Origin of the sequence: Klebsiella sp. K47, assembly GCF_051858335.1 — a bacterium.
In the GTDB taxonomy this organism is placed as follows: domain Bacteria; phylum Pseudomonadota; class Gammaproteobacteria; order Enterobacterales; family Enterobacteriaceae; genus Klebsiella; species Klebsiella pneumoniae.
The window spans coordinates 15,453-34,049 of record NZ_JBPYUI010000004.1; the positions used below are offsets into that span (position 1 = coordinate 15,453).

At 60.7% G+C, this 18,597-nt stretch carries 19 protein-coding genes; 10 read left to right on the top strand and 9 right to left on the bottom strand.

Going from position 1 to position 18,597, the window contains the following annotated elements; genetic code table 11:
• Positions 1–195: 195 nt before the first annotated feature.
• Both RRF55_RS04770 and RRF55_RS04775 read left to right on the top strand, forming a co-directional pair.
• Entirely contained in the window at positions 196–861 is a 666-nt protein-coding gene (locus tag RRF55_RS04770; protein ID WP_002920860.1) for a 7-cyano-7-deazaguanine/7-aminomethyl-7-deazaguanine transporter, read from the top strand.
• A gap of 73 nt (positions 862–934) precedes the next feature.
• Positions 935–1,492, top strand: coding sequence for a DcrB family lipoprotein (locus tag RRF55_RS04775; protein ID WP_064153057.1), 558 nt, complete (start codon positions 935–937; stop codon positions 1,490–1,492).
• Here RRF55_RS04775 and RRF55_RS04780 read toward each other — a convergent pair whose 3' ends face one another.
• On the bottom strand, positions 1,493–2,713 hold the full coding sequence (locus tag RRF55_RS04780) for an MFS transporter (RefSeq protein ID WP_004173981.1): 1,221 nt from the start codon (positions 2,711–2,713) through the stop codon (positions 1,493–1,495).
• Positions 2,714–2,846: 133 nt separating this feature from the next.
• On the opposite strand from RRF55_RS04780, the gene RRF55_RS04785 reads away from it, so the two are divergent.
• Positions 2,847–3,896 (top strand): AI-2E family transporter, encoded by a 1,050-nt coding sequence (locus tag RRF55_RS04785; protein ID WP_048288929.1) that lies wholly within the window; start codon positions 2,847–2,849, stop codon positions 3,894–3,896.
• On the opposite strand, the gene arnF is transcribed toward RRF55_RS04785, so the two are convergent.
• The 8 genes from arnF to RRF55_RS04825 all read right to left on the bottom strand — a co-directional run bounded on the left by arnF (position 3,893) and on the right by RRF55_RS04825 (position 12,171).
• Positions 3,893–4,273, bottom strand: a complete 381-nt coding sequence (gene arnF / locus RRF55_RS04790) for a 4-amino-4-deoxy-L-arabinose-phosphoundecaprenol flippase subunit ArnF (RefSeq protein WP_002920863.1) — start codon at positions 4,271–4,273, stop codon at positions 3,893–3,895. The two genes, RRF55_RS04785 and arnF, sit on opposite strands and share 4 nt — an antisense overlap.
• A complete protein-coding gene (gene arnE / locus RRF55_RS04795; protein ID WP_002920864.1) occupies positions 4,273–4,611 on the bottom strand; it encodes a 4-amino-4-deoxy-L-arabinose-phosphoundecaprenol flippase subunit ArnE in 339 nt (112 codons plus the stop codon). Before arnE ends, arnF begins: the two co-directional genes overlap by 1 nt.
• Positions 4,608–6,263: a lipid IV(A) 4-amino-4-deoxy-L-arabinosyltransferase gene (gene arnT, locus RRF55_RS04800; protein ID WP_048332057.1), complete on the bottom strand. Its 1,656-nt coding sequence runs from the start codon at positions 6,261–6,263 to the stop codon at positions 4,608–4,610. Before arnT ends, arnE begins: the two co-directional genes overlap by 4 nt.
• Entirely contained in the window at positions 6,263–7,165 is a 903-nt protein-coding gene (gene arnD / locus RRF55_RS04805; RefSeq protein ID WP_009308746.1) for a 4-deoxy-4-formamido-L-arabinose-phosphoundecaprenol deformylase, read from the bottom strand. The genes arnT and arnD overlap by 1 nt, the downstream gene beginning before the upstream one ends.
• Positions 7,162–9,147, bottom strand: coding sequence for a bifunctional UDP-4-amino-4-deoxy-L-arabinose formyltransferase/UDP-glucuronic acid oxidase ArnA (arnA, locus tag RRF55_RS04810; protein ID WP_004173963.1), 1,986 nt, complete (start codon positions 9,145–9,147; stop codon positions 7,162–7,164). The genes arnD and arnA overlap by 4 nt, the downstream gene beginning before the upstream one ends.
• Complete coding sequence (gene arnC / locus RRF55_RS04815; protein WP_002921035.1) at positions 9,144–10,127, bottom strand: undecaprenyl-phosphate 4-deoxy-4-formamido-L-arabinose transferase; 984 nt, start codon at positions 10,125–10,127, stop codon at positions 9,144–9,146. The genes arnA and arnC overlap by 4 nt, the downstream gene beginning before the upstream one ends.
• 1 nt (position 10,128) lies before the next feature.
• Entirely contained in the window at positions 10,129–11,268 is a 1,140-nt protein-coding gene (arnB, locus tag RRF55_RS04820) for a UDP-4-amino-4-deoxy-L-arabinose aminotransferase (protein WP_032415777.1), read from the bottom strand.
• Positions 11,269–11,664: 396 nt separating this feature from the next.
• Positions 11,665–12,171 (bottom strand): phenolic acid decarboxylase, encoded by a 507-nt coding sequence (locus RRF55_RS04825; protein ID WP_004181483.1) that lies wholly within the window; start codon positions 12,169–12,171, stop codon positions 11,665–11,667.
• 97 nt (positions 12,172–12,268) lie between these two features.
• On the opposite strand from RRF55_RS04825, the gene RRF55_RS04830 reads away from it, so the two are divergent.
• The 7 genes from RRF55_RS04830 to nikR all read left to right on the top strand — a co-directional run bounded on the left by RRF55_RS04830 (position 12,269) and on the right by nikR (position 18,548).
• The gene (locus RRF55_RS04830; protein ID WP_019705029.1) at positions 12,269–13,129 is read left to right on the top strand and encodes a LysR family transcriptional regulator; all 861 of its coding nucleotides are present in this window, start codon (positions 12,269–12,271) and stop codon (positions 13,127–13,129) included.
• A gap of 138 nt (positions 13,130–13,267) precedes the next feature.
• A complete protein-coding gene (gene nikA, locus RRF55_RS04835; RefSeq protein WP_032415778.1) occupies positions 13,268–14,836 on the top strand; it encodes a nickel ABC transporter substrate-binding protein in 1,569 nt (522 codons plus the stop codon).
• A complete protein-coding gene (gene nikB / locus RRF55_RS04840; RefSeq protein ID WP_032415779.1) occupies positions 14,836–15,780 on the top strand; it encodes a nickel ABC transporter permease subunit NikB in 945 nt (314 codons plus the stop codon). The genes nikA and nikB overlap by 1 nt, the downstream gene beginning before the upstream one ends.
• Positions 15,777–16,610 (top strand): nickel ABC transporter permease subunit NikC, encoded by an 834-nt coding sequence (gene nikC / locus RRF55_RS04845; RefSeq protein WP_004188270.1) that lies wholly within the window; start codon positions 15,777–15,779, stop codon positions 16,608–16,610. The genes nikB and nikC overlap by 4 nt, the downstream gene beginning before the upstream one ends.
• The gene (locus RRF55_RS04850; protein ID WP_004173959.1) at positions 16,610–17,374 is read left to right on the top strand and encodes a nickel import ATP-binding protein NikD; all 765 of its coding nucleotides are present in this window, start codon (positions 16,610–16,612) and stop codon (positions 17,372–17,374) included. The genes nikC and RRF55_RS04850 overlap by 1 nt, the downstream gene beginning before the upstream one ends.
• Positions 17,371–18,162 (top strand): nickel import ATP-binding protein NikE, encoded by a 792-nt coding sequence (gene nikE, locus RRF55_RS04855; protein WP_009308750.1) that lies wholly within the window; start codon positions 17,371–17,373, stop codon positions 18,160–18,162. The genes RRF55_RS04850 and nikE overlap by 4 nt, the downstream gene beginning before the upstream one ends.
• The gene (nikR, locus tag RRF55_RS04860; RefSeq protein WP_002921188.1) at positions 18,150–18,548 is read left to right on the top strand and encodes a nickel-responsive transcriptional regulator NikR; all 399 of its coding nucleotides are present in this window, start codon (positions 18,150–18,152) and stop codon (positions 18,546–18,548) included. Before nikE ends, nikR begins: the two co-directional genes overlap by 13 nt.
• Positions 18,549–18,597: the final 49 nt, after the last annotated feature.

The following is an 18,597-nucleotide window of genomic DNA, read 5'->3' on the forward strand; positions in this document are numbered from 1 at the left end:
GTCAATAAAACGGCCCTAGTTTACCCCCTGCTCGCCAGTACGCAAGCCAGGTTAACGTTTGCGCGAAAAACAACCATTGCATTACGCCGGCAACGCAGTATCATGCAGCCGTTTTTAATTGGGTTCCCTCACCCCAACGTTCCGCTGCCGATTGCTCATTCACCTGAAGCATGACGGGCATAAAAAGGTCACAATATGAATCCGTTTACTACCGTACAGCGCAAAAAAGCGCTCGTCTGGCTTTCGCTATTTCATTTGCTGGTCATCACCTCCAGCAACTATCTGGTTCAGCTGCCGATCTCCATCTTTGGTTTCCATACCACCTGGGGCGCGTTTAGTTTTCCGTTTATTTTCCTCGCCACCGACCTGACGGTGCGAATTTTTGGCGCCCCGCTGGCGCGACGCATCATTTTCGCGGTGATGGTCCCGGCGCTGGCCATCTCTTACGGCATCTCCGCGCTGTTCTACATGGGCGAATGGCAGGGCTTTGCCGCGCTGGGCACCTTTAATCTCTTCGTCGCGCGCATCGCCGTCGCCAGCTTTATGGCCTATGCGCTGGGGCAGATCCTCGACGTTCACGTCTTTAACCGCCTGCGGCAGAGCCGCCGCTGGTGGTTGGCCCCTACCGCCTCGACGCTGTTCGGCAACATCAGCGATACCGTGGCGTTTTTCTTTATCGCTTTCTGGCGCAGCCCGGACCCGTTTATGGCCGCCCACTGGGGGGAAATCGCCCTCGTCGACTACAGCTTTAAAGTGCTTATCAGCATCATTTTCTTCCTGCCGATGTACGGCGTGCTGTTAAATATGCTGTTGAAAAGACTGGCGGATAAATCTGATTTGTCGGCATTACAGCCGAGTTAAAGGTACTCGCGGGCTGATGTGTTAAGATAGCCGGATGAGCCATTAGTGGCCGTTTATCGAAAGGAAGATGTCAATGCGCAATTTGGTTAAATATGTCGGTATTGGCCTGCTGGTGATGGGGCTTGCCGCCTGCGATAACAGCGATTCAAAAGCGCCAACCGTTGGCGCAGCAGCGGAGAGCAATGCCAGCGGCCAGGCAATCAGCCTGCTGGATGGCAAGCTGAGCTTCACCCTGCCTGCGGGCATGGCCGACCAGAGCGGCAAACTGGGTACCCAGGCGAACAATATGCACGTCTACTCTGACGCTACCGGCCAGAAAGCGGTCATCGTCATCGTCGGCGACAGCACCAATGAAGATCTGGCGGTGCTGGCGAAACGCCTGGAAGATCAGCAGCGCAGCCGCGACCCGCAGCTGCAGGTGGTGAGCAATAAACCGCTGGAGATTAAAGGCCATACCCTGCAGCAGCTGAACAGCATCATCTCCGCCAAGGGGCAGACCGCCTGGTCTTCCGTGATCCTCGGCAAAGTGGATGACAAGCTGCTGACCCTGCAGGTCACCCTGCCGGCGGATAACCAGCAGCAGGCGCAGACCGAAGCGGAAAGCATCATCAACACCCTCACCATCCAGTAATTACTGGCCTGGTGCGCTGGCCTCCGGTTCGCTAACCGGGGGCCGTTTTTTTAGCCGCCAGCCCAACAGCAGCGCCGCCATCACCAGCCCCGCCGCGGCGAGATAAATCATCGAGATCCCGGTCCACGCCATCAGCAATCCGGCCAGCGGCCCGCTGACGCCCAACGACAAATCCATAAACACGGTATAGGTCGCCAGCGCCGACCCCTGATTGTGCTGCGGCACCGCTTTCACCGCCACCACGCCCAGCGCCGGAAAGACCAGCGAAAAGCCAGCCCCGGTAAGGAAAGTACCGATTTTCGCCATCATCGGCGTATCGGCAAAGCCGACCAGCAGCAGGCCGATCGCCTCCACGCTAAAGCAGAGCATCGCCACGTTCAGCCCGCCGAGTCGGTTAATGGCGTTGGGAAACAGCAGCCGCGCGCCAACGAATGCGCAGCTGAATAATGTCAGCGCGAAAGCCGCGCCGTCCCAACCTTTGGCGTCATAAAATAGCGTGATAAAGGTGGCGATCACCCCAAAGCCGGCGGAGGCCAACGCCAGCGCCATGCCGTAGGGCCAGACCCGGCCGAGCACCGCGCGAAACGACATCGCTTTGCCTTTGGCAGCCTTCACCGCCGCGCGGGGCAGCGCGCAGAGGATAGCCACCAGCGCTACCGCCATAATGACCCCGGCCAGACCGCTGAGGCCAATGTGCGAATAGCACAGCACGCCGAGCGGCGCGCCCATCGCCATCGCCCCATAGGTCACAATCCCGTTCCACGAGATCACCCGCCCGATATGCAGCGAACCGACCACGCCGACGCCCCACAGCGTCGAGCCTGTGCCGGCGAAGCTCTGGCCGATACCAAGGATCACCCGTCCGAGGCATAACAGCAGCAGGCTAATCAGTGGCCAGCCGCTGCCCCAGGCGGCCAGCAGATAGCTCAAACCGCTCAAAAAGCAGCCGCCGAGGCCGAAGACGACAATCTTTTTGGGCCCCAGCAGGTCGGCATAGCGCCCGGCATGCGGGCGGCTGAGCAGCGTGGCGAAATATTGCAGGCTAATCACCAGCCCGGCCCAGAAAGCGCTAAAGCCCATGACATCATGAACATAGCCGGGCAGCACCGCCAGCGGCAGGCCGATGGTGAGGTAGCTGGCAAAGTTAAAGATAACGACAGAGACAATCCGCAGATTGAGGCGCAGTCCATTTAGCGCCGGTTCGGCGACGGGTTCGGGCATCAGGTTCCACCAGATTTCGACAACCAGCTTTCACTATTACCACGCTGTCAGCGGAAAAGCAGCCCTCCTTTCGGAATATTGGCAGTCGGCGAACCGCTACACTTATCTGGCGCGACTCATAAAAGGAATACCTATGTCCCCTCCGCAGGCTGATAAAGCCGGACTTCATATTTTACTTAAGCTGGCGGCGCTGGTGATTATCCTCGCCGGGATCCACGCCGCCGCCGATATCCTGGTGCAGCTGCTGCTGGCGCTGTTTTTCGCTATTGTTCTCAACCCGCTGGTCACCTGGCTCATTCGCCGCGGGGTGCGGCGTCCGTTCGCCATTACCTTGGTGGTGACGGCGATGCTGGTGATGCTCACCGCGCTGCTCGGCGTGCTGGCGGCGTCGCTCAATGACTTTGTCGCCATGCTGCCCGATTTCAACCGCGCCCTGACGCGCAAGATCCTCCAGCTCCAGGAGTATCTTCCCTTCCTTAATCTGCATATCAATCCGGAGCGGATGCTGCGGCGCATGGATTCAGAACGGCTGATGACCTGGGCCACGACGCTGATGACCCAGCTTTCCGGGGCGATGGCCAGCATCGTGCTGCTGGTGATGACGGTGATCTTTATGCTGTTTGAGGTTCGCCACCTGCCCTACAAACTGCGTTTTGCCCTCAATAACCCGCGCCTGCATATCGCCGGATTGCACCGGGCGCTGAAAGGCGTCACCCATTATCTGGCGCTGAAGACGCTGATTAGCCTGTGGACCGGGCTGATTGTCTGGCTGGGGCTGCTGGCGATGGGGGTACAGTTCGCCCTGATGTGGGGGGTGCTGGCGTTTTTGCTGAACTATGTGCCGAACATTGGCTCCGCCATCTCCGCTATCCCCCCCATGCTGCAGGCGCTGCTGTTCAGCGGCATCTATGAGTGCCTGTTGGTAGGGGCGCTGTTTCTGGTGGTGCATATGGTGCTGGGCAACATGGTGGAGCCGCGCATGATGGGCCACCGGCTGGGGATGTCGACCCTGGTGGTGTTCCTGTCGTTGTTGGTCTGGGGCTGGCTGCTGGGGCCGGTGGGAATGCTGCTCTCGGTGCCGTTAACCAGCGTCTGTAAAATCTGGATGGAAACCACCGTCGGGGGCAGCAAGCTGGCGATCCTGCTCGGCCCGGGCCGTCCCAAAAGCCGGCTCCCCGGCTAGCGGCGTTTCACCGGCCAGAAGATGGTCAATACGCCGGCGACGATGATCGCCACGCCCAGCAGCGATTGCCAGTAGAACGGCTCATGCCAGCCGGGCAGCCAGATGGCGGCGGCCCACACGAGGATATAGCTCAGGCTCAGTAGCGCATACGCTTTCGACAGCGGCAGGCGATGGAGGGCAAAGTACCAGCAGACCATCGACAGCAGGTAGCCCAGCAGGCCGAAAAACAGGCCGAAAGTCCCGGGCTGGAAATGCAGCAGATGCTGGAGAAATGCCACAATATCGGTCAGCGGCGGCAAGGCCACCATGGCGCTGCGCAGCAGCAACTGCGCGGCGCTGACGAGGCCGACGCTGAGTAATGCCCAGAAAAAGCCCATCAGACGCTGGTCCCCAGAATGACAATGCCCACGACGATCAACCCGACGCCAAGCCAGTGGCGACGGGCGACCGGCTCATGCCAGATGCCCCAGCCCGCGAGGGTAACCCAGACGAAATTCAGACTCAGCATCGGATAGGCGATGCTGACCGGAATAGACTGCAGGACGCTCAGCCACAGCAGCATGCCGCAGCCCAGACATAACAGCGCCATCCCCAACCAGAAGAGTATATGGCGACTCCGCCGTCCGCGACGGGACGGGCGGGTCGCCTGTTTCTGGCAGAGCTGTCCGGCGCAGCTCAGCAGGCTGGCGCACACCAGACAGATCCAGACGCTCATTGCGGCAGGTACTGAAGGAAAACGACCCGGCCCAGCTCGTAGGCGTTATCCGGTTTCGGTAACGGTAAGTCGAGCATACTCTCTCCTTTATCCATCAACAGCACCAGTGAGACCGGCCCCTGCTGACGATGCGCGGCCAGCCAGCCGGCAAAACCGGCCTGGCTGACAAAGCTTCCCTGAGCATCCGGCCAGTCGAGACCGTACTTCAGCTCACCCTGTTTGTCGAACATAATAATATCGCTTCGCTTCAGCTCCCAGGCCAGGCCGCCGGCGATCCCAACGTTGTTGGTCAGGACGTAACGGCTGGGCTGCAGGGATTCGCTGACGATCTCCACAAGGAACTGCGGCTGTTTGCTGTCGATAACCCGGTCCGGGATGGCGAAGCCCACCAGCAGCGCCAGGCCGAGCGGACAGAGCGCGGCGAGGCTCCAGCGGCGGCCAGAGTCTTTCATCGCCAGCCAGCCCATCAGCGCCCAGACGGCAAAAGCGATCGCCGCCAGCAGACATTTATACAGCTCAATCTTGGTCCACACCGGCCTATGCATGAAGCCCCACGGCGAGACCACCAGCACGGCGATAAGCCCCAGCAAACCAACGCCCAGGTTGATCATCCCGTTGATGCGCAACGCTTTCGCGCCGGTCTTTGCGGCCTCCAGCGCGTAGCGGGCCATCAGGATCGACAGCGGCGCAAAGCACGGCAGAATATAGGTCGGCAGTTTGCCTTTGGCGATACTGAAGAACAGGAACGGCATCGCCACCCAACCTAACAGATACAGCGCGCCGCGGGCCTCATCGCGCTCAAGCCAGCCGCGCTTTAGCGCCCCCGGCAGCAGGGCCAGCCACGGCAGACTGCCGGCGATCAGGAACGGGATGTAGTACCAGAACGGCGCTTTGTGCTGGGCGTCTTTTTCAGCAAAACGCTGAATATGCTCGACCCAGAAGAAGTAGCGCCAGAAGTCCGGCTCGCGCTGAGCGATAGCCAGCCCCCAGGGCAGCACCACCAGCGTACAGACGATTACCGCCAGCCAGCCGTAGGTCAGCACTTCACGCCAGCGTTTACGGGCGATCACCCACGGCAGAACGCCCACCACCGGCACCGCCAGCGCCAGGAAGCCCTTGGTCATCACCCCCATCCCGCAGGCGACGCCCAGCAGCACGTAGCCCAGTATTTTGCCGCTGCGGCTCTGCGCCTGCGCCGCGCCCCAGAAGCTGCACATCGCCAGCGCCAGCCACAGGGTGATCATCGGGTCCAGCACCGCATAGGTGCCAATCGCATACACCAGCATCGCGGTGAGGAAGATAATCGGCGACAGGATAGCTACCCGCTTATCACGAAAGATCCGCCACGCCAGCCAGGCCACCAGCAGGGCGGTCATGGTGATGGCGAAGACCGACCCGAAGCGTACGCCGAAGTTATTATGGCCAAACAGCCACTGACCGATACTGTTGATCCAGTAACCGGCAATCGGTTTTTCGAAGTAGCGCAGGCCGAGAAAATGCGGTACCACCCAGTCGCCGGTGGCCAGCATTTCACGGCTGATCTCCGCGTAGCGGGTTTCGTCGGGTTGCCAAAGCAAACGGAAATTGAGCGGCAGCAGATAATACAGCGCAAACAGCGCAATCAGAGAGACGCCATAGCGAATGCTTTTCATCAAATACCCGAAGTCAGTAATTGTTCACGTCCGAGCCAGCCTTCCCGGCCAGCCAGTTCACCACGAACCACTTTGCCTGAGGGCAGCTCGCTAAAGTCAGCGGGCAGCAGCTGGCTCAGTGGGCAAAACTGAATTTCTTCTTCCGCCGCCATGGTCAGTAGTTCATTGAACTGATCGGCGTAGGCAATGCCTTCCACTTCAGCGTGAATGGTATAGACCGGCACGCCCGCATCGCGATGGATGCAGTCCAGCAGGTAGCGGTTAAAGCCGGCGATATCCACCGCCGTGCCCACCGCCTCGTCCCAGGTCGGCAACGTGACCGGGATCTGCACGGTACCAGAGACGCCGCTGCCGAGCTGGGGCAGAAACGGCCGCGTGCCGCGACAGTCGCTGTTGTAGAGAAAATCGAAGGATTCTTTGGCTTTAACCACCCGCTGATCGGCGCGCCAGCCGGCGACGGCCGAGCAGGTCACCGGCCGGCCGATGATGCGCTCGAGCTCCAGCAGGCCGCGCTCAACCTCCAGCGCCAGCCGTTCCTGCGGCCAGACGCCGCTCCACGCCTGCCAGCTGTAGTGGTCCCAGGCGTGCAGGCCGACTTCATGAGATTCGGCGGCGGCGCGGATCACCGCTTCGTTCCCTGCGCCGATGCGGCGCCCCGGCCAGGCGGTGCCGGCCAGCAGAATATCCCAGCCGTACAGCGAGGCGGCTCTGGAACGCAGCATCTTCCACAGAAACTTCGGTTTTACCAGGCGCCACAGGTGGCGCCCCATATTGTCCGGCCCGACGCTGAAGAAGAAGCTTGCCTGGATCCCATGCCGGCCCAGCAGCTCCAGCAGCCGCGGAACGCCGTCCCGCGTGCCGCGAAAGGTATCGACATCTATGCGTAAGCCGACCTGTTTCATGGATTTTTATCGTCCACCAGTTCAACCGTGCGCAGGAAGAAGTCCAGCGTGTGTTCGACCGTTTCTTCCATCTCCACCTTCGGCTCCCAGTTCAGGCAGCGTTTGGCGTTGCGGATGCTCGGCTTACGATGCTCAACGTCCTGGTAGCCCTTTCCGTAGTAATCGCTGCTTTCCACTTCACGGAAGCCGGCGAACGGCGGGAAGCGATCGCGCAGCGGATGACGTTCGAAGCAGGCGAGCAGCATTTCGGCCAGCTCTTTGATACTCGCTTCGTTATCCGGGTTGCCGATGTTAATGATCTGCCCGTCGCAGCGGCCGTCTTTGTTCTCGATGATGCGGAACAGCGCTTCGATACCGTCGCTGATGTCGGTGAAGCAGCGCTTCTGCTTGCCGCCTTCGATAAGCTTGATCGGCGACCCTTCCACCAGGTTGAGGATCAGCTGAGTGATGGCGCGGGAGCTACCGATACGCGCGGCATTAAGGTTATCCAGACGCGGCCCCATCCAGTTGAACGGACGGAAAAGGGTGAACTTCAGGCCGTTCTTATCGCCATAGGCCCAGATCACGCGATCGAGCAGCTGCTTGGAGACCGAGTAGATCCAGCGCTGTTTGTTGATCGGCCCCACCACCAGGTTGGAGCTATCTTCGTCGAAGTTTTTGTCGGTGCACATGCCGTACACTTCCGAGGTCGACGGGAAGATAATGCGCTTATTGTATTTCACGCAGTCGCGGATGATTTTCAGGTTCTCTTCGAAATCCAGCTCGAACACGCGCAGCGGGTTGCGGGTGTATTCGATAGGCGTGGCGATGGCCACCAGCGGCAGCACCACGTCGCATTTCTTAATGTGATACTCGATCCACTCAGAGTGAATGCTGATATCGCCTTCCACAAAGTGGAAACGCGGACAGTCGAGAAAACGGCTGATGGCGTCGGAGCCGATATCCAGACCGTAAATCTCATAGTTGTCGTCCTGCAGCAGGCGCTCGGTCAGGTGGTTACCGATAAAGCCGTTGACGCCGAGGATCAGCACCCGGGTGCGACGCTTAATCGCCACCACCGGTTTGCTGCTGATCACCGCCCCGGACACCAGGCCCAGCGCCTGCGCCAGCTGAGCGCCCTGCATGTACACGCCGCGTTCGGTCTGGCCGGTGACAATCTCCAGCGCCCCGTCCTGGCACGCGACGATCAGCGGAGCAATGGAGAGCACGGTGCCCGGTTTAGCTGCTGGCAAATCGTGGCGAACGCGGGATTTCCAGACGATAAACTTGTTCGCTCCGGCGTAGCCGAAGGCGCCCGGCCACGGATCCGAGACCGCACGCACCAGATTGTGCAGGGTCTGCGCCGGCAGCTCCCAGTCCAGCCGGCCATCTTCCGGGGTACGACGCCCCACATAGGTTGCCTGGCTGTGATCCTGCGGACGCTCATCGGTGGTGCCGGCGAGGATCGCCGGCAGCGCCCGGCTCAGCAGCTCAGTGGCGGCGGCGCACAGCTTACGATGCAGCGTCAGGGCGGCGTCATCCGCGCCAATCGCCACGGCCTGCTGGGCGACGATATCGCCAGCGTCTGCGCGGTTCACCATCCGGTGTAGGGTGACGCCGGTTTCGCTTTCGCCATTGACCAACACCCAGTTCAGCGGCGCGCGGCCGCGATATTTTGGCAGCAGCGAACCGTGCAGGTTGAACGCCCCTTTCGGCGCCAGATTGAGGATCTCATCGCCCAGCAGGTTGCGATAGTAGAAGGAGAACAGCACGTCCGGCTTCATCTCGCGGATACGCTCAATCCACAGCGGATGGTTCACGTCTTCCGGCGCCCACACCGGAATGCCCTGCTCGGCGGCAAGGCGCGCCACGGAGCCAAAGAAATGGTTTTCGCCAGGGTTATCCGGGTGGGTGAAAATAGCAGCGATATCATACCCGGCGTCCAGCAGAGCCTGGATACCGGTGCAGCCCATATCGTGATAAGCGAAGACTACGGCTTTCATGAACGATCTTCCTCTTTAGATGCCGTTTCCGGCTGGCGAACAACACGTTGAATAAAGTAGCGGGGGCGGGCGCGCACGTCGTTATAGATGCGGCCGATATACTCCCCGAGCAGGCCCATACCGACAAACTGGGCGCCGATGAACATGAACAGCACGGCGAAGAGCATAAACACCCCTTCCGCCGCCCACTGCGGGCCAAAGGCCAGACGCAGCACCACCAGCAGCAGGCCGAAGGCGAAGCCCAGCAGGGCAATCACGCTGCCGAAAATGCTGAGCAGACGCAGCGGCGTGGTGGTCAGACAGGTCACCAGGTCGTACATCAGGTTGATCAGGCGCATGAAGCTGTATTTGGAGTCGCCGAATTCGCGCTCGGCGTGCATCACCGGGATCTCGACCGCGCGCCGGGCGAAGGTATTCGCCAGGATCGGGATAAAGGTGCTGCGCTCATGGCAGTTGAGCATGGCGTCGATGATATGGCGGCGGTAAGCGCGCAGCATGCAGCCGTAGTCGCCCATCGCTTTGCCGGTGGTGCGCTGGATCAGGCGGTTGATCATCTTCGACGCGGTTTTACGGAAGATGCTGTCCTGACGGTTCTGGCGGACGGTGCCCACCACGTCGTAACCTTCATCAGCCTTCGCCACCAGCCGCGGGATCTCCTCCGGCGGGTTTTGCAGGTCGGCGTCGAGGGTAATAATCAGATCGCCGGTTACATGGCTGAAGCCGGCCATGATCGCCGAGTGCTGGCCGTAGTTACGGTTTAACAGCACGGCGACGACGTGGCTGCCTTCCGCCTCGGCGGCTTCGGTGAGCATGCGCGCGGAATCGTCGCTGCTGCCATCGTCGATCAACAGAATTTCATATTGCCGCCCCAGGGTGGCGCAGGCGGCATCCGTACGACGAAGCAGTTCCGGCAGGCTATCCTGTTCGTTATAAACCGGGATAACCACCGAGACCTTCTTCACGGGAGGGTAAGTAAGCATATCAACGTCCTGACAACTGGCGCAGTGCGGAGATAACGCGAGTGACATCGTCATCGGTCATATCCGGGAACAACGGGAGAGAGCAGATGCGGGCACTGTTCCATTCGGTATTCGGCAGGGAAACCTCAGGGAAGCGCTCGCGGTAATATTTTTGCGTATGGGCCGCACGGAAGTGCAGGCCGGTGCCGATGCCCATCGCCTTCAGCTTTTCCATCAGCGCGTCGCGGCTGATGCCGCACGCGGCCTCATCGACGCGGATGATAAACAGATGCCAGGCGTGCTGGTGCTCCCAGGTCGGGACGCTCAGCGGTTTAAACGGCGTGTCCGCTAGCTCGCGCAGGTAGCGCTGGGCAATCTCGGTCCGGCGCTGATTGGCGTGGCTCAGTTTTTCCAGCTGGACCAGCGCCAGAGCGGCGTTGATATCGGCAAGGTTGTACTTGAAGCCCGGGGTGATCACCTCCGCCTGCGGCGCGCGGCCGTGGGTCTGGCGATCATAAGCGTCCACGCCCAGACCATGGAATTTCAGGCTACGGATGCGGGAGGCCAGCTCGTCGTCATCGGTGACAATCAGCCCGCCTTCGGCGCAGGTCATGTTTTTGATCGCGTGGAACGAGAAAATGGCGGTCCCCTGCCAGCCCACGTGGCGGCCTTTATAATGAGTACCGGCCGCATGGGCGGCGTCTTCGATCACCGAAATGCCATGGCGCTCGCCCACCGCGCGAATGGCGTCAATGTCGGCTGGCGCCCCGGCGTAATGCACGGGAATTATCGCTTTGGTACGCGAGGTGATCGCCGCTTCCACCGCTGCAGGGGTAATCATCAGATTGTCGTTATCGACATCGATCATCACCGGCGTGGCGCCCAGCAGGCAGATCATATTGAGAGTGGAGACCCAGGTCTGGGACGGCGTAATGACTTCATCGCCGGGACCAATACCCAGCGCCATCAGGGTCACATGCATCCCGCCGGTCGCTGAACTGACGGCAATCGCATGACGGTTGCCGGTCAGCTGGCAGAATGCCGCTTCAAGTGCCTGATTCTTCGGCCCGGTGGTGATCCAGCCCGACGCTAAAACTTCACGCAGGGCTGCCAGCTCTGCGTCGCCCATCGACGGGCGCGAAAAAGGCAAAAAATCGCTCATCATCATCCTGTTCTGTAGATGACCCACGCACGAATCTGGGTCGTTAGAATAAAATATCCTGCGCCTGCGGACTTAAACGAAATTAAAATGAAGTGATTTCAGCACGGCATTCCATTTCAGGGTATCTCGACCACTATTAATGTAGTCGACCTTGCTTAGGATAATATTAAGAAATTAATATTTCTTTAGAACAAGAAATAACTTATTAATAAACAGTATGATAGGTGTTTTTTATGGCAGAAATTTGACGGAGGAGCGTTCCTGTCACGAAAAAGAGAACAGGAACGCAATAGTTGAAATTAAACGAGAACTAAACCAGTTCACAATTTATTATTCTGTCATTGTCACGCTTAATGACAAAAAGTTAGCGCAGATCACAAAGTTATTTCTGCTGAATTACAAATTTGCAGGAAAATCCGCAGGCAATTCGCTCGCCGGGCAATTAATGACCTCGTCATTATCCGCGCCACAGTCGCGAATGAAGGTGATAGTGGCGAACTCGTCAATCACTTCCGTCGGGTAGGCCGGGCCGGCATCGCGATACGAATTCATCAGCGGAATATGGTCGTTCTGGAAGCAGATGGTTTTTTCCGGGTTATTCATGATCCAGCGCGGGAAGAAAATAGTGCCGTGGAACAGTTTGTCGCCCAGGTTGACGATCAGGCTGACGTCGGTGCCGGTCGGTTCGGTCCAGGAGATTTTGTAGATACTTTCCCCCACCCGCACAATGTACGCTTCCTGATCTTTCACCCAGCGATTGCCGACGATGCCGCTGTGAATACGGTAGTCGAGGGTGTGGCCATTTTTGACGTAAATCTCGTAGTTCCAGCCGTTGTCGTAGGTATAGACCAGATGTTTACCGATAAAGCCGCTGAGGTCATGTTTGTCGAAAGTGCTCATCATTTATTCTCCTCTGTTTTGTTGAGGACAGCATACGTCTTTAAAAAATGAATGAATAACGCTATGTTTGGATTAAATATATTCAAATTTTAGATTGATTATGCACAAGACAACCCTGGAGCAGTGGGCGTTACTCGAAAAGGTAGTGGAATTGGGGAGCTTTGCCAGAGCGGCGGAGGAGACCAATCGCAGTCAGTCATCGGTAAGCTATAACCTCGCGCTGCTGCAGGAGCGCTTAGGCGTGGCGCTGCTGGCGCCGTCCGGCCGGCGGGCGGTGCTGACGCCGGCTGGCGAACTACTGCTGAATCAGGTCAAGCCGCTGCTGCAGGCCTTCGCCTACGTCGAGACGCACGCCGCCACTCTGCGCAACGGGGCGCGGACCCGCCTGGATCTGGTGGTCGACAGTATTTTCCCGCGCCAGCGGCTGTTCGCGATTTTACGCCAGTTTCAGCAGCGCTATCCGCAGACCCAGGTCAGGCTCACCGAAGTGCTGGAAAACCTGGATGACGAGAGCGCGGCGCGGACGGAAGCCGATGTGATGGTGCTAACCCGCCGCCAGGATATTACCGGCCGCGGGGAGTGGCTGATGAATATTGATTTCATCGCCGTCGCCCACCGCGACCACCCTCTCGCCGCGCTGGACGGACCGCTGGAGGATAGCGCGCTGGCGCCGTGGCCGCTGGTGCGCATTGCCGATCAGGGCGGCGATGGCCAGGCGCCGCGAGACGCCTGGACCTTCTCCACCATTGATGCCGCCATTGATGCGGTGATGTATCAGGTCGGCTTCGGCTGGCTGCCGGAGGAGCGCATTCGCCCCCATCTCGATCAGGGCGTGCTGAAGCGGTTGCCCCTCAGCCATGGCGCGCGCCGCGCGACGCCGCTGCACCTGATCGTCAAGCGGGACCTAGCGCCGATCGACGAACAGGTGGCCACGCTGCTGGCGTTGTTCCGGACGCCCTGAGGGGTAAGGCGGCGCTGGTCGCCTGGGCGTAATGATACGATTTTCTTATACTTTCCGGCGCAATATTGATCCAGGTTACTCCCAAAGTATGATGAATAACTAAAATCGTCATACTTTCCTGTCGTTGAGATTGCCGTCTTGTCTATTATCCGCCTCACCCTGCTGGCGCTGGTCGCCTGCGTCCCTCTGCTGGCTCAGGCCGCGCCGTACCAGCTCACCACCGCCTGGCCGGTTAACGTCGGCCCGCTGAATCCCCATCTCTATACGCCCAACCAGATGTTTGCCCAAAGCATGGTCTATGAACCGCTGGTGAAGTATCAGGCTGACGGCAGCGTACAGCCATGGCTGGCAACCCGCTGGCGTCACTCCACCGACGGAAAAACCTGGTGGTTCACCCTGCGCGACGATGTGGCCTTCTCCAACGGCGAACCGTTTAACGCCCAGGCCGCGGCGGCCAATTTTCAGGCGGTGCTGGCCAACCGCCAACGCCACGCCTGGCTTGAGCTCGCCAACCAAATAACCGACGTGCGGGCCCTCAGCGCCACCGAGCTGCAGATCACCCTGAAAAGCGCCTACGCCCCCTTACTGCAAGAGCTGGCCCTGCCCCGCCCGTTCCGCTTCATCGCCCCCTCGCAGTTTATCGATGGCGGCACCGCCAGGGGCATTAAAGCCCCGATCGGCACCGGCCCGTGGCGGCTGGCAAGCTCGCAGCTCAATCAGCGCGATGTGCTGGTGCGCAATGAGCGCTACTGGGGTCGCAAACCCGCGCTACAGCAAATCACCATCAAGGTGATCCCTGACGCCACCAGCCGGGCGGTGGCGTTCGAAACCGGGGAAATCGATATGCTCTACGGCGATGAAGGGCTGCTGCCGCTGGACACCTTCGAACGCTTTCGCCATCACCCCGGCTACGTGGCGCGCCTGTCCGCCCCGGCGGAGACGGTAATGCTGGCGCTAAACGCCAGCCAGGGCCCGACCCGCGAGCAGGCGGTTCGTGAGGCGCTCAACTACGCCGTCGATAAACAGACCCTTGTCGATAGCGTGTTGTATGGCACCCAGCAGGTTGCCGACACCCTGTTTGCCCCCTCCGTCCCCTACGCCCCGCAGGATCTGACGCCGCGCCGTTACGACCCGACAAAAGCCCGCGCCCTGCTGGAACAGGCCGGCTGGCAGCAGCTGGAGGGCCAGCCCTGGCGACAAAAAGCCGGGCAACCGTTGGCGATTGAGCTGGCGTTTATTGGCACCGACGCGCTGGCTAAATCGATGGCCGAAATTATTCAGGCCAATCTGCGGCAGGTCGGCGTGCAGGTCACCCTGGTGGGCGAGGAGGAAAGCAGCATTTACGCGCGCCAGCGCGAAGGCCGCTTCGGCATGATCTTCAATCGCACCTGGGGCGCGCCCTACGATCCGCATGCCTTTTTAAGCTCAATGCGCGTCCCGTCGCATGCGGATTACCAGGCCCAGCGCGGCCTGCCAGACAAGGCACTGATTGATAAAGAGATTAGTGAAGTGCTGACCACCGGGGACGAGGCGCAGCGGAGAAAACTGTACCATGATGTGCTGACCCGTCTGCATCAGAACGCGGTGTATCTGCCCATCAGCTATGTCTCGCTGATGTCGGTCGCGCGCCAGGAGGTCGGGGAGATCCCGTTCGCCCCGGTGACCAGCGAGATCCCTTTCGACCAGATTACCCCGGTAACGCCATAATGCTACGCTATATTTTACGCCGCCTGCTGCTGCTGATCCCGCTGCTGCTCGCCGCCTCCGCCATCATCTTTCTGCTGCTACGGCTCGGCGCCGGCGACCCGGCGCTGGATTATTTACGCCTGTCGAACCTGCCGCCCACTGAAGAGATGGTTGCCTCGACCCGCGAGCTGCTGGGGCTCAACCAGCCGCTGGCAATACAGTATCTGCACTGGCTATGGCGGGCGCTGCACCTGGATTTCGGTCTCTCCTATGCCACCCAGCGCCCGGTGCTGGACGACCTGCTGCACTTCCTGCCGGCCACCCTGCTGCTCACCGGCGCGGCGCTGGCGCTGATCCTCGTCACCTCCATGCCGTTGGGCATCTGGGCGGCGCGCCATCGCGATCGCCTGCCGGACTATGTCGTACGGCTGATTGCCTTCCTCGGCGTCTCAATGCCCAACTTCTGGCTGGCCTTTCTGCTGGTGATGCTCTTTTCCGTGCATCTGCAGTGGCTCCCGGCGATGGGGTATGGCGACTGGCAGCACCTGATTTTGCCCGCCGTCTCCATCGCCTTTATGTCGCTGGCGATCAACGCCCGCCTGCTGCGCGCCAGCATGCTGGACGCCGCCAGCCAGCGTCACGTGATATGGGCGCGGCTGCGCGGATTGAGCGCGCGCCAGGTGGAGCGCCGACATATCCTGCGCAACGCCACCCTGCCGGTGGTGACCGCCATGGGCATGCACATTGGGGAGCTGATCGGCGGCACCATGATTATCGAAAATATCTTTGCCTGGCCCGGGGTCGGCCGCTACGCGGTTTCCGCCATTTTCAATCGCGATTACCCGGTGATCCAGTGCTTTACCCTGATGATGGTGACGGTGTTCGTGCTGGCTAATCTGGCGGTGGATGTGCTTAACGCGGCGCTCGACCCGCGCCTGCGCCGCCACGAGGAGGTGAGCGCATGAGAGGGCTACAAAGTTTTCGCTGGCCGGTAAAACTCGCCCTGTTAGTCATCGCGCTGCTGGCGGTCATCGCCATCGGCAGCGGCTGGTGGCTGCCCTGGGATCCAGCGGCGATTGACCTTCAGCAGCGGCTGCTGCCGCCGGGCGCAGCGCACTGGCTCGGCACCGATCATCTCGGCCGGGATATTTTCTCACGCCTGCTGGCCGCCACCCGCGTTTCGCTGGGGGCGGTGATGGCTTGTCTGCTGCTGGTGCTGCTGATCGGCCTGGCGGTCGGCGGCAGCGCCGGACTGCTGGGCGGCCGTGCCGACCGCGGCCTGATGCGCATCGCCGAACTGTTTATGACTTTTCCGACCTCGATCCTGTCGTTCTTTATGGTGGGAGTGCTGGGTACCGGGCTGACCAATGTGATCCTCGCCATTGCGCTGTCACACTGGGCCTGGTACGCCAGAATGGTGCGTAACCTGGTGGTTTCCCTGCGCCAGCGCGAATTTATCCTCGCCGCCCGTCTGAGCGGCGCCAGCCAGTGGCGGCTGTTCAGCGACCATCTGGCCGGCGCGGTGATCCCCTCGCTGCTGGTGCTCGCCTCGCTGGATATCGGCCATATGATGCTTCACGTAGCCGGCATGTCGTTCCTCGGTCTCGGTGTCAGCGCACCGACGGCGGAATGGGGGGTGATGATCAACGACGCCCGGCAGTATATCTGGACCCAGCCGCTGCAAATGGTCTGGCCGGGGCTGGCGCTGTTCATCAGCGTGATGGCTTTTAACCTGCTGGGCGACGCGCTGCGCGATCGTCTCGATCCCCACCTGATCGCGGAGCATAGCCACTGATGCCGCAGAAGATCCAACTGGAACAGATCTCGCTTGCCGCTGACCGACCGCTGGTCAGCGACGTCTCCTTCACCCTGCGCCGCGGCCAGGTGCTGGCGCTGCTCGGCAGCAGTGGTTGCGGAAAATCGCTGACCTGCGCCGCCGCGCTGGGCCTGCTGCCGCCCGGCGTCAGGCAAACCGCCGGCCGGGTGCTTCTCGACGGCATTCCGGTGCACGGCGAACAGCTGCGCGGGGCGACCATCGCCACCATCATGCAGAACCCGCGTAGCGCCTTTAACCCGCTGCAGACCATGGCCGCGCATGCCCGGGAAACCTGCCGGGCAGCGGGTCGTGAAACGAATGACGCCGTGCTGCTGGCAGCGATGGAGGAGGTCGGTCTGGACAATCCGCGGGCGCTACTGAAGCGCTACCCTTTTGAAATGAGCGGGGGCATGCTGCAACGGATGATGGTCGCTCTCGCCCTGCTCAGCCGCGCGCCCTTTATCATCGCCGACGAGCCGACGACCGATCTCGATGCCATCGCCCAGGCGCGCATCCTCGACCTGCTGGCGGATATTGTCGCCAGGCGCGGTCTGGGACTGCTGCTGGTGACGCATGACATGGGCGTCGTGGCGCGGCTGGCGCATCACGTAACGGTGATGGAGAACGGTCGCCTCGTTGAACACTGCGATGTGAATACGCTATTTAGCGCCCCGCGGCACCCGCTCAGCCAGCGCCTGCTGGCCGCGCATCTGGCGTTATACGGTCTGGAGAAAACACCATGAATTTACTCAGCGCTACCGGGGTGAGTCACGATTATCCTCACCACGGCAGGGTCCTGCATGCGATCCATCTCGCCATCGCCCCCGGCGAAACGGTGGCCCTGCTCGGACGCAGCGGCTGTGGGAAAAGCACCCTGGCGCGGATGCTGGTGGGTCTGGAAACGCCGCAGCACGGTGATATTGCCTGGCGCGGCACGCCGCTGACTGCCCTGAAGGGCGAGGCCATCGGCGCCTTCCGCCGTGATATTCAGCTGGTATTTCAGGATGCCTTCAGCGCGGTGAATCCGCGCAAAACGGTGCGCGAGATCGTCAGCGAGCCGCTGCGCCATCTGTTGTGCTTGTCGCGTGAGGCGCGTGCGCGGCGGGTGGAAGAGATGCTGCTGGCCGTCGACCTCGCGCCGTCGCTGCTCGATAAGCGCCCGGCGCAGCTCAGCGGCGGACAGCTGCAGCGCGTCTGCCTGGCACGCGCCCTGGCGGTACGGCCGCAGCTGTTGATCCTTGATGAAGCGGTTTCAAATCTCGATCTGCTGCTGCAGGCGGAGATTATCGCCCTGCTGAAGCGTCTGCAGGCGCAGTTTGACACCGCCTGCCTGTTCATCACCCATGACCTGCGGCTGGTGGAGCGCTTTTGCCAGCGAGTGCTGGTGATGGAGCACGGGCGCATCGTCGAAACCGCAACGGTTAGTCTACCGCTACGCCTGCGTTCCCCTGCCGGACAGGCGCTCCAGCAGGCGGTGCTCCCCCCTTTTCCTGCCACTCTGCTTAACGAGGCCATGCCATGCAGCGCGTAACCCTGACCCTTGATGATGACCTGCTGGCCGCCCTCGATGCGCTAAGCGCCCGCCGCGGCTACCACAACCGTTCGGAGGCGGTACGCGATATTCTGCGCGACGCCCTCAACCAGGATCCTCCGTCGCCGGAATCACGGCGCGGGTATGCCGTCCTGTCGTACGTGTATGAACATGAGAAACGCGAACTGGCGAGCCGGCTGGTGGCCACCCAGCATCATCATCACGATCTCTCCGTCGCCACGCTGCATGTACATATCAGTCATGACGACTGCCTGGAGATTGCGGTGCTGAAAGGTGATATGGCCGAGGTACAGCATTTTGCCGACGACGTGATTGCCCAGCGCGGCGTGCGCCATGGGCATTTGCAGTGTTTAGCGGATGATTAATTATTTGAAAATTCTTGGGTGGTTTATCAACAGTTGATAAACCACATAA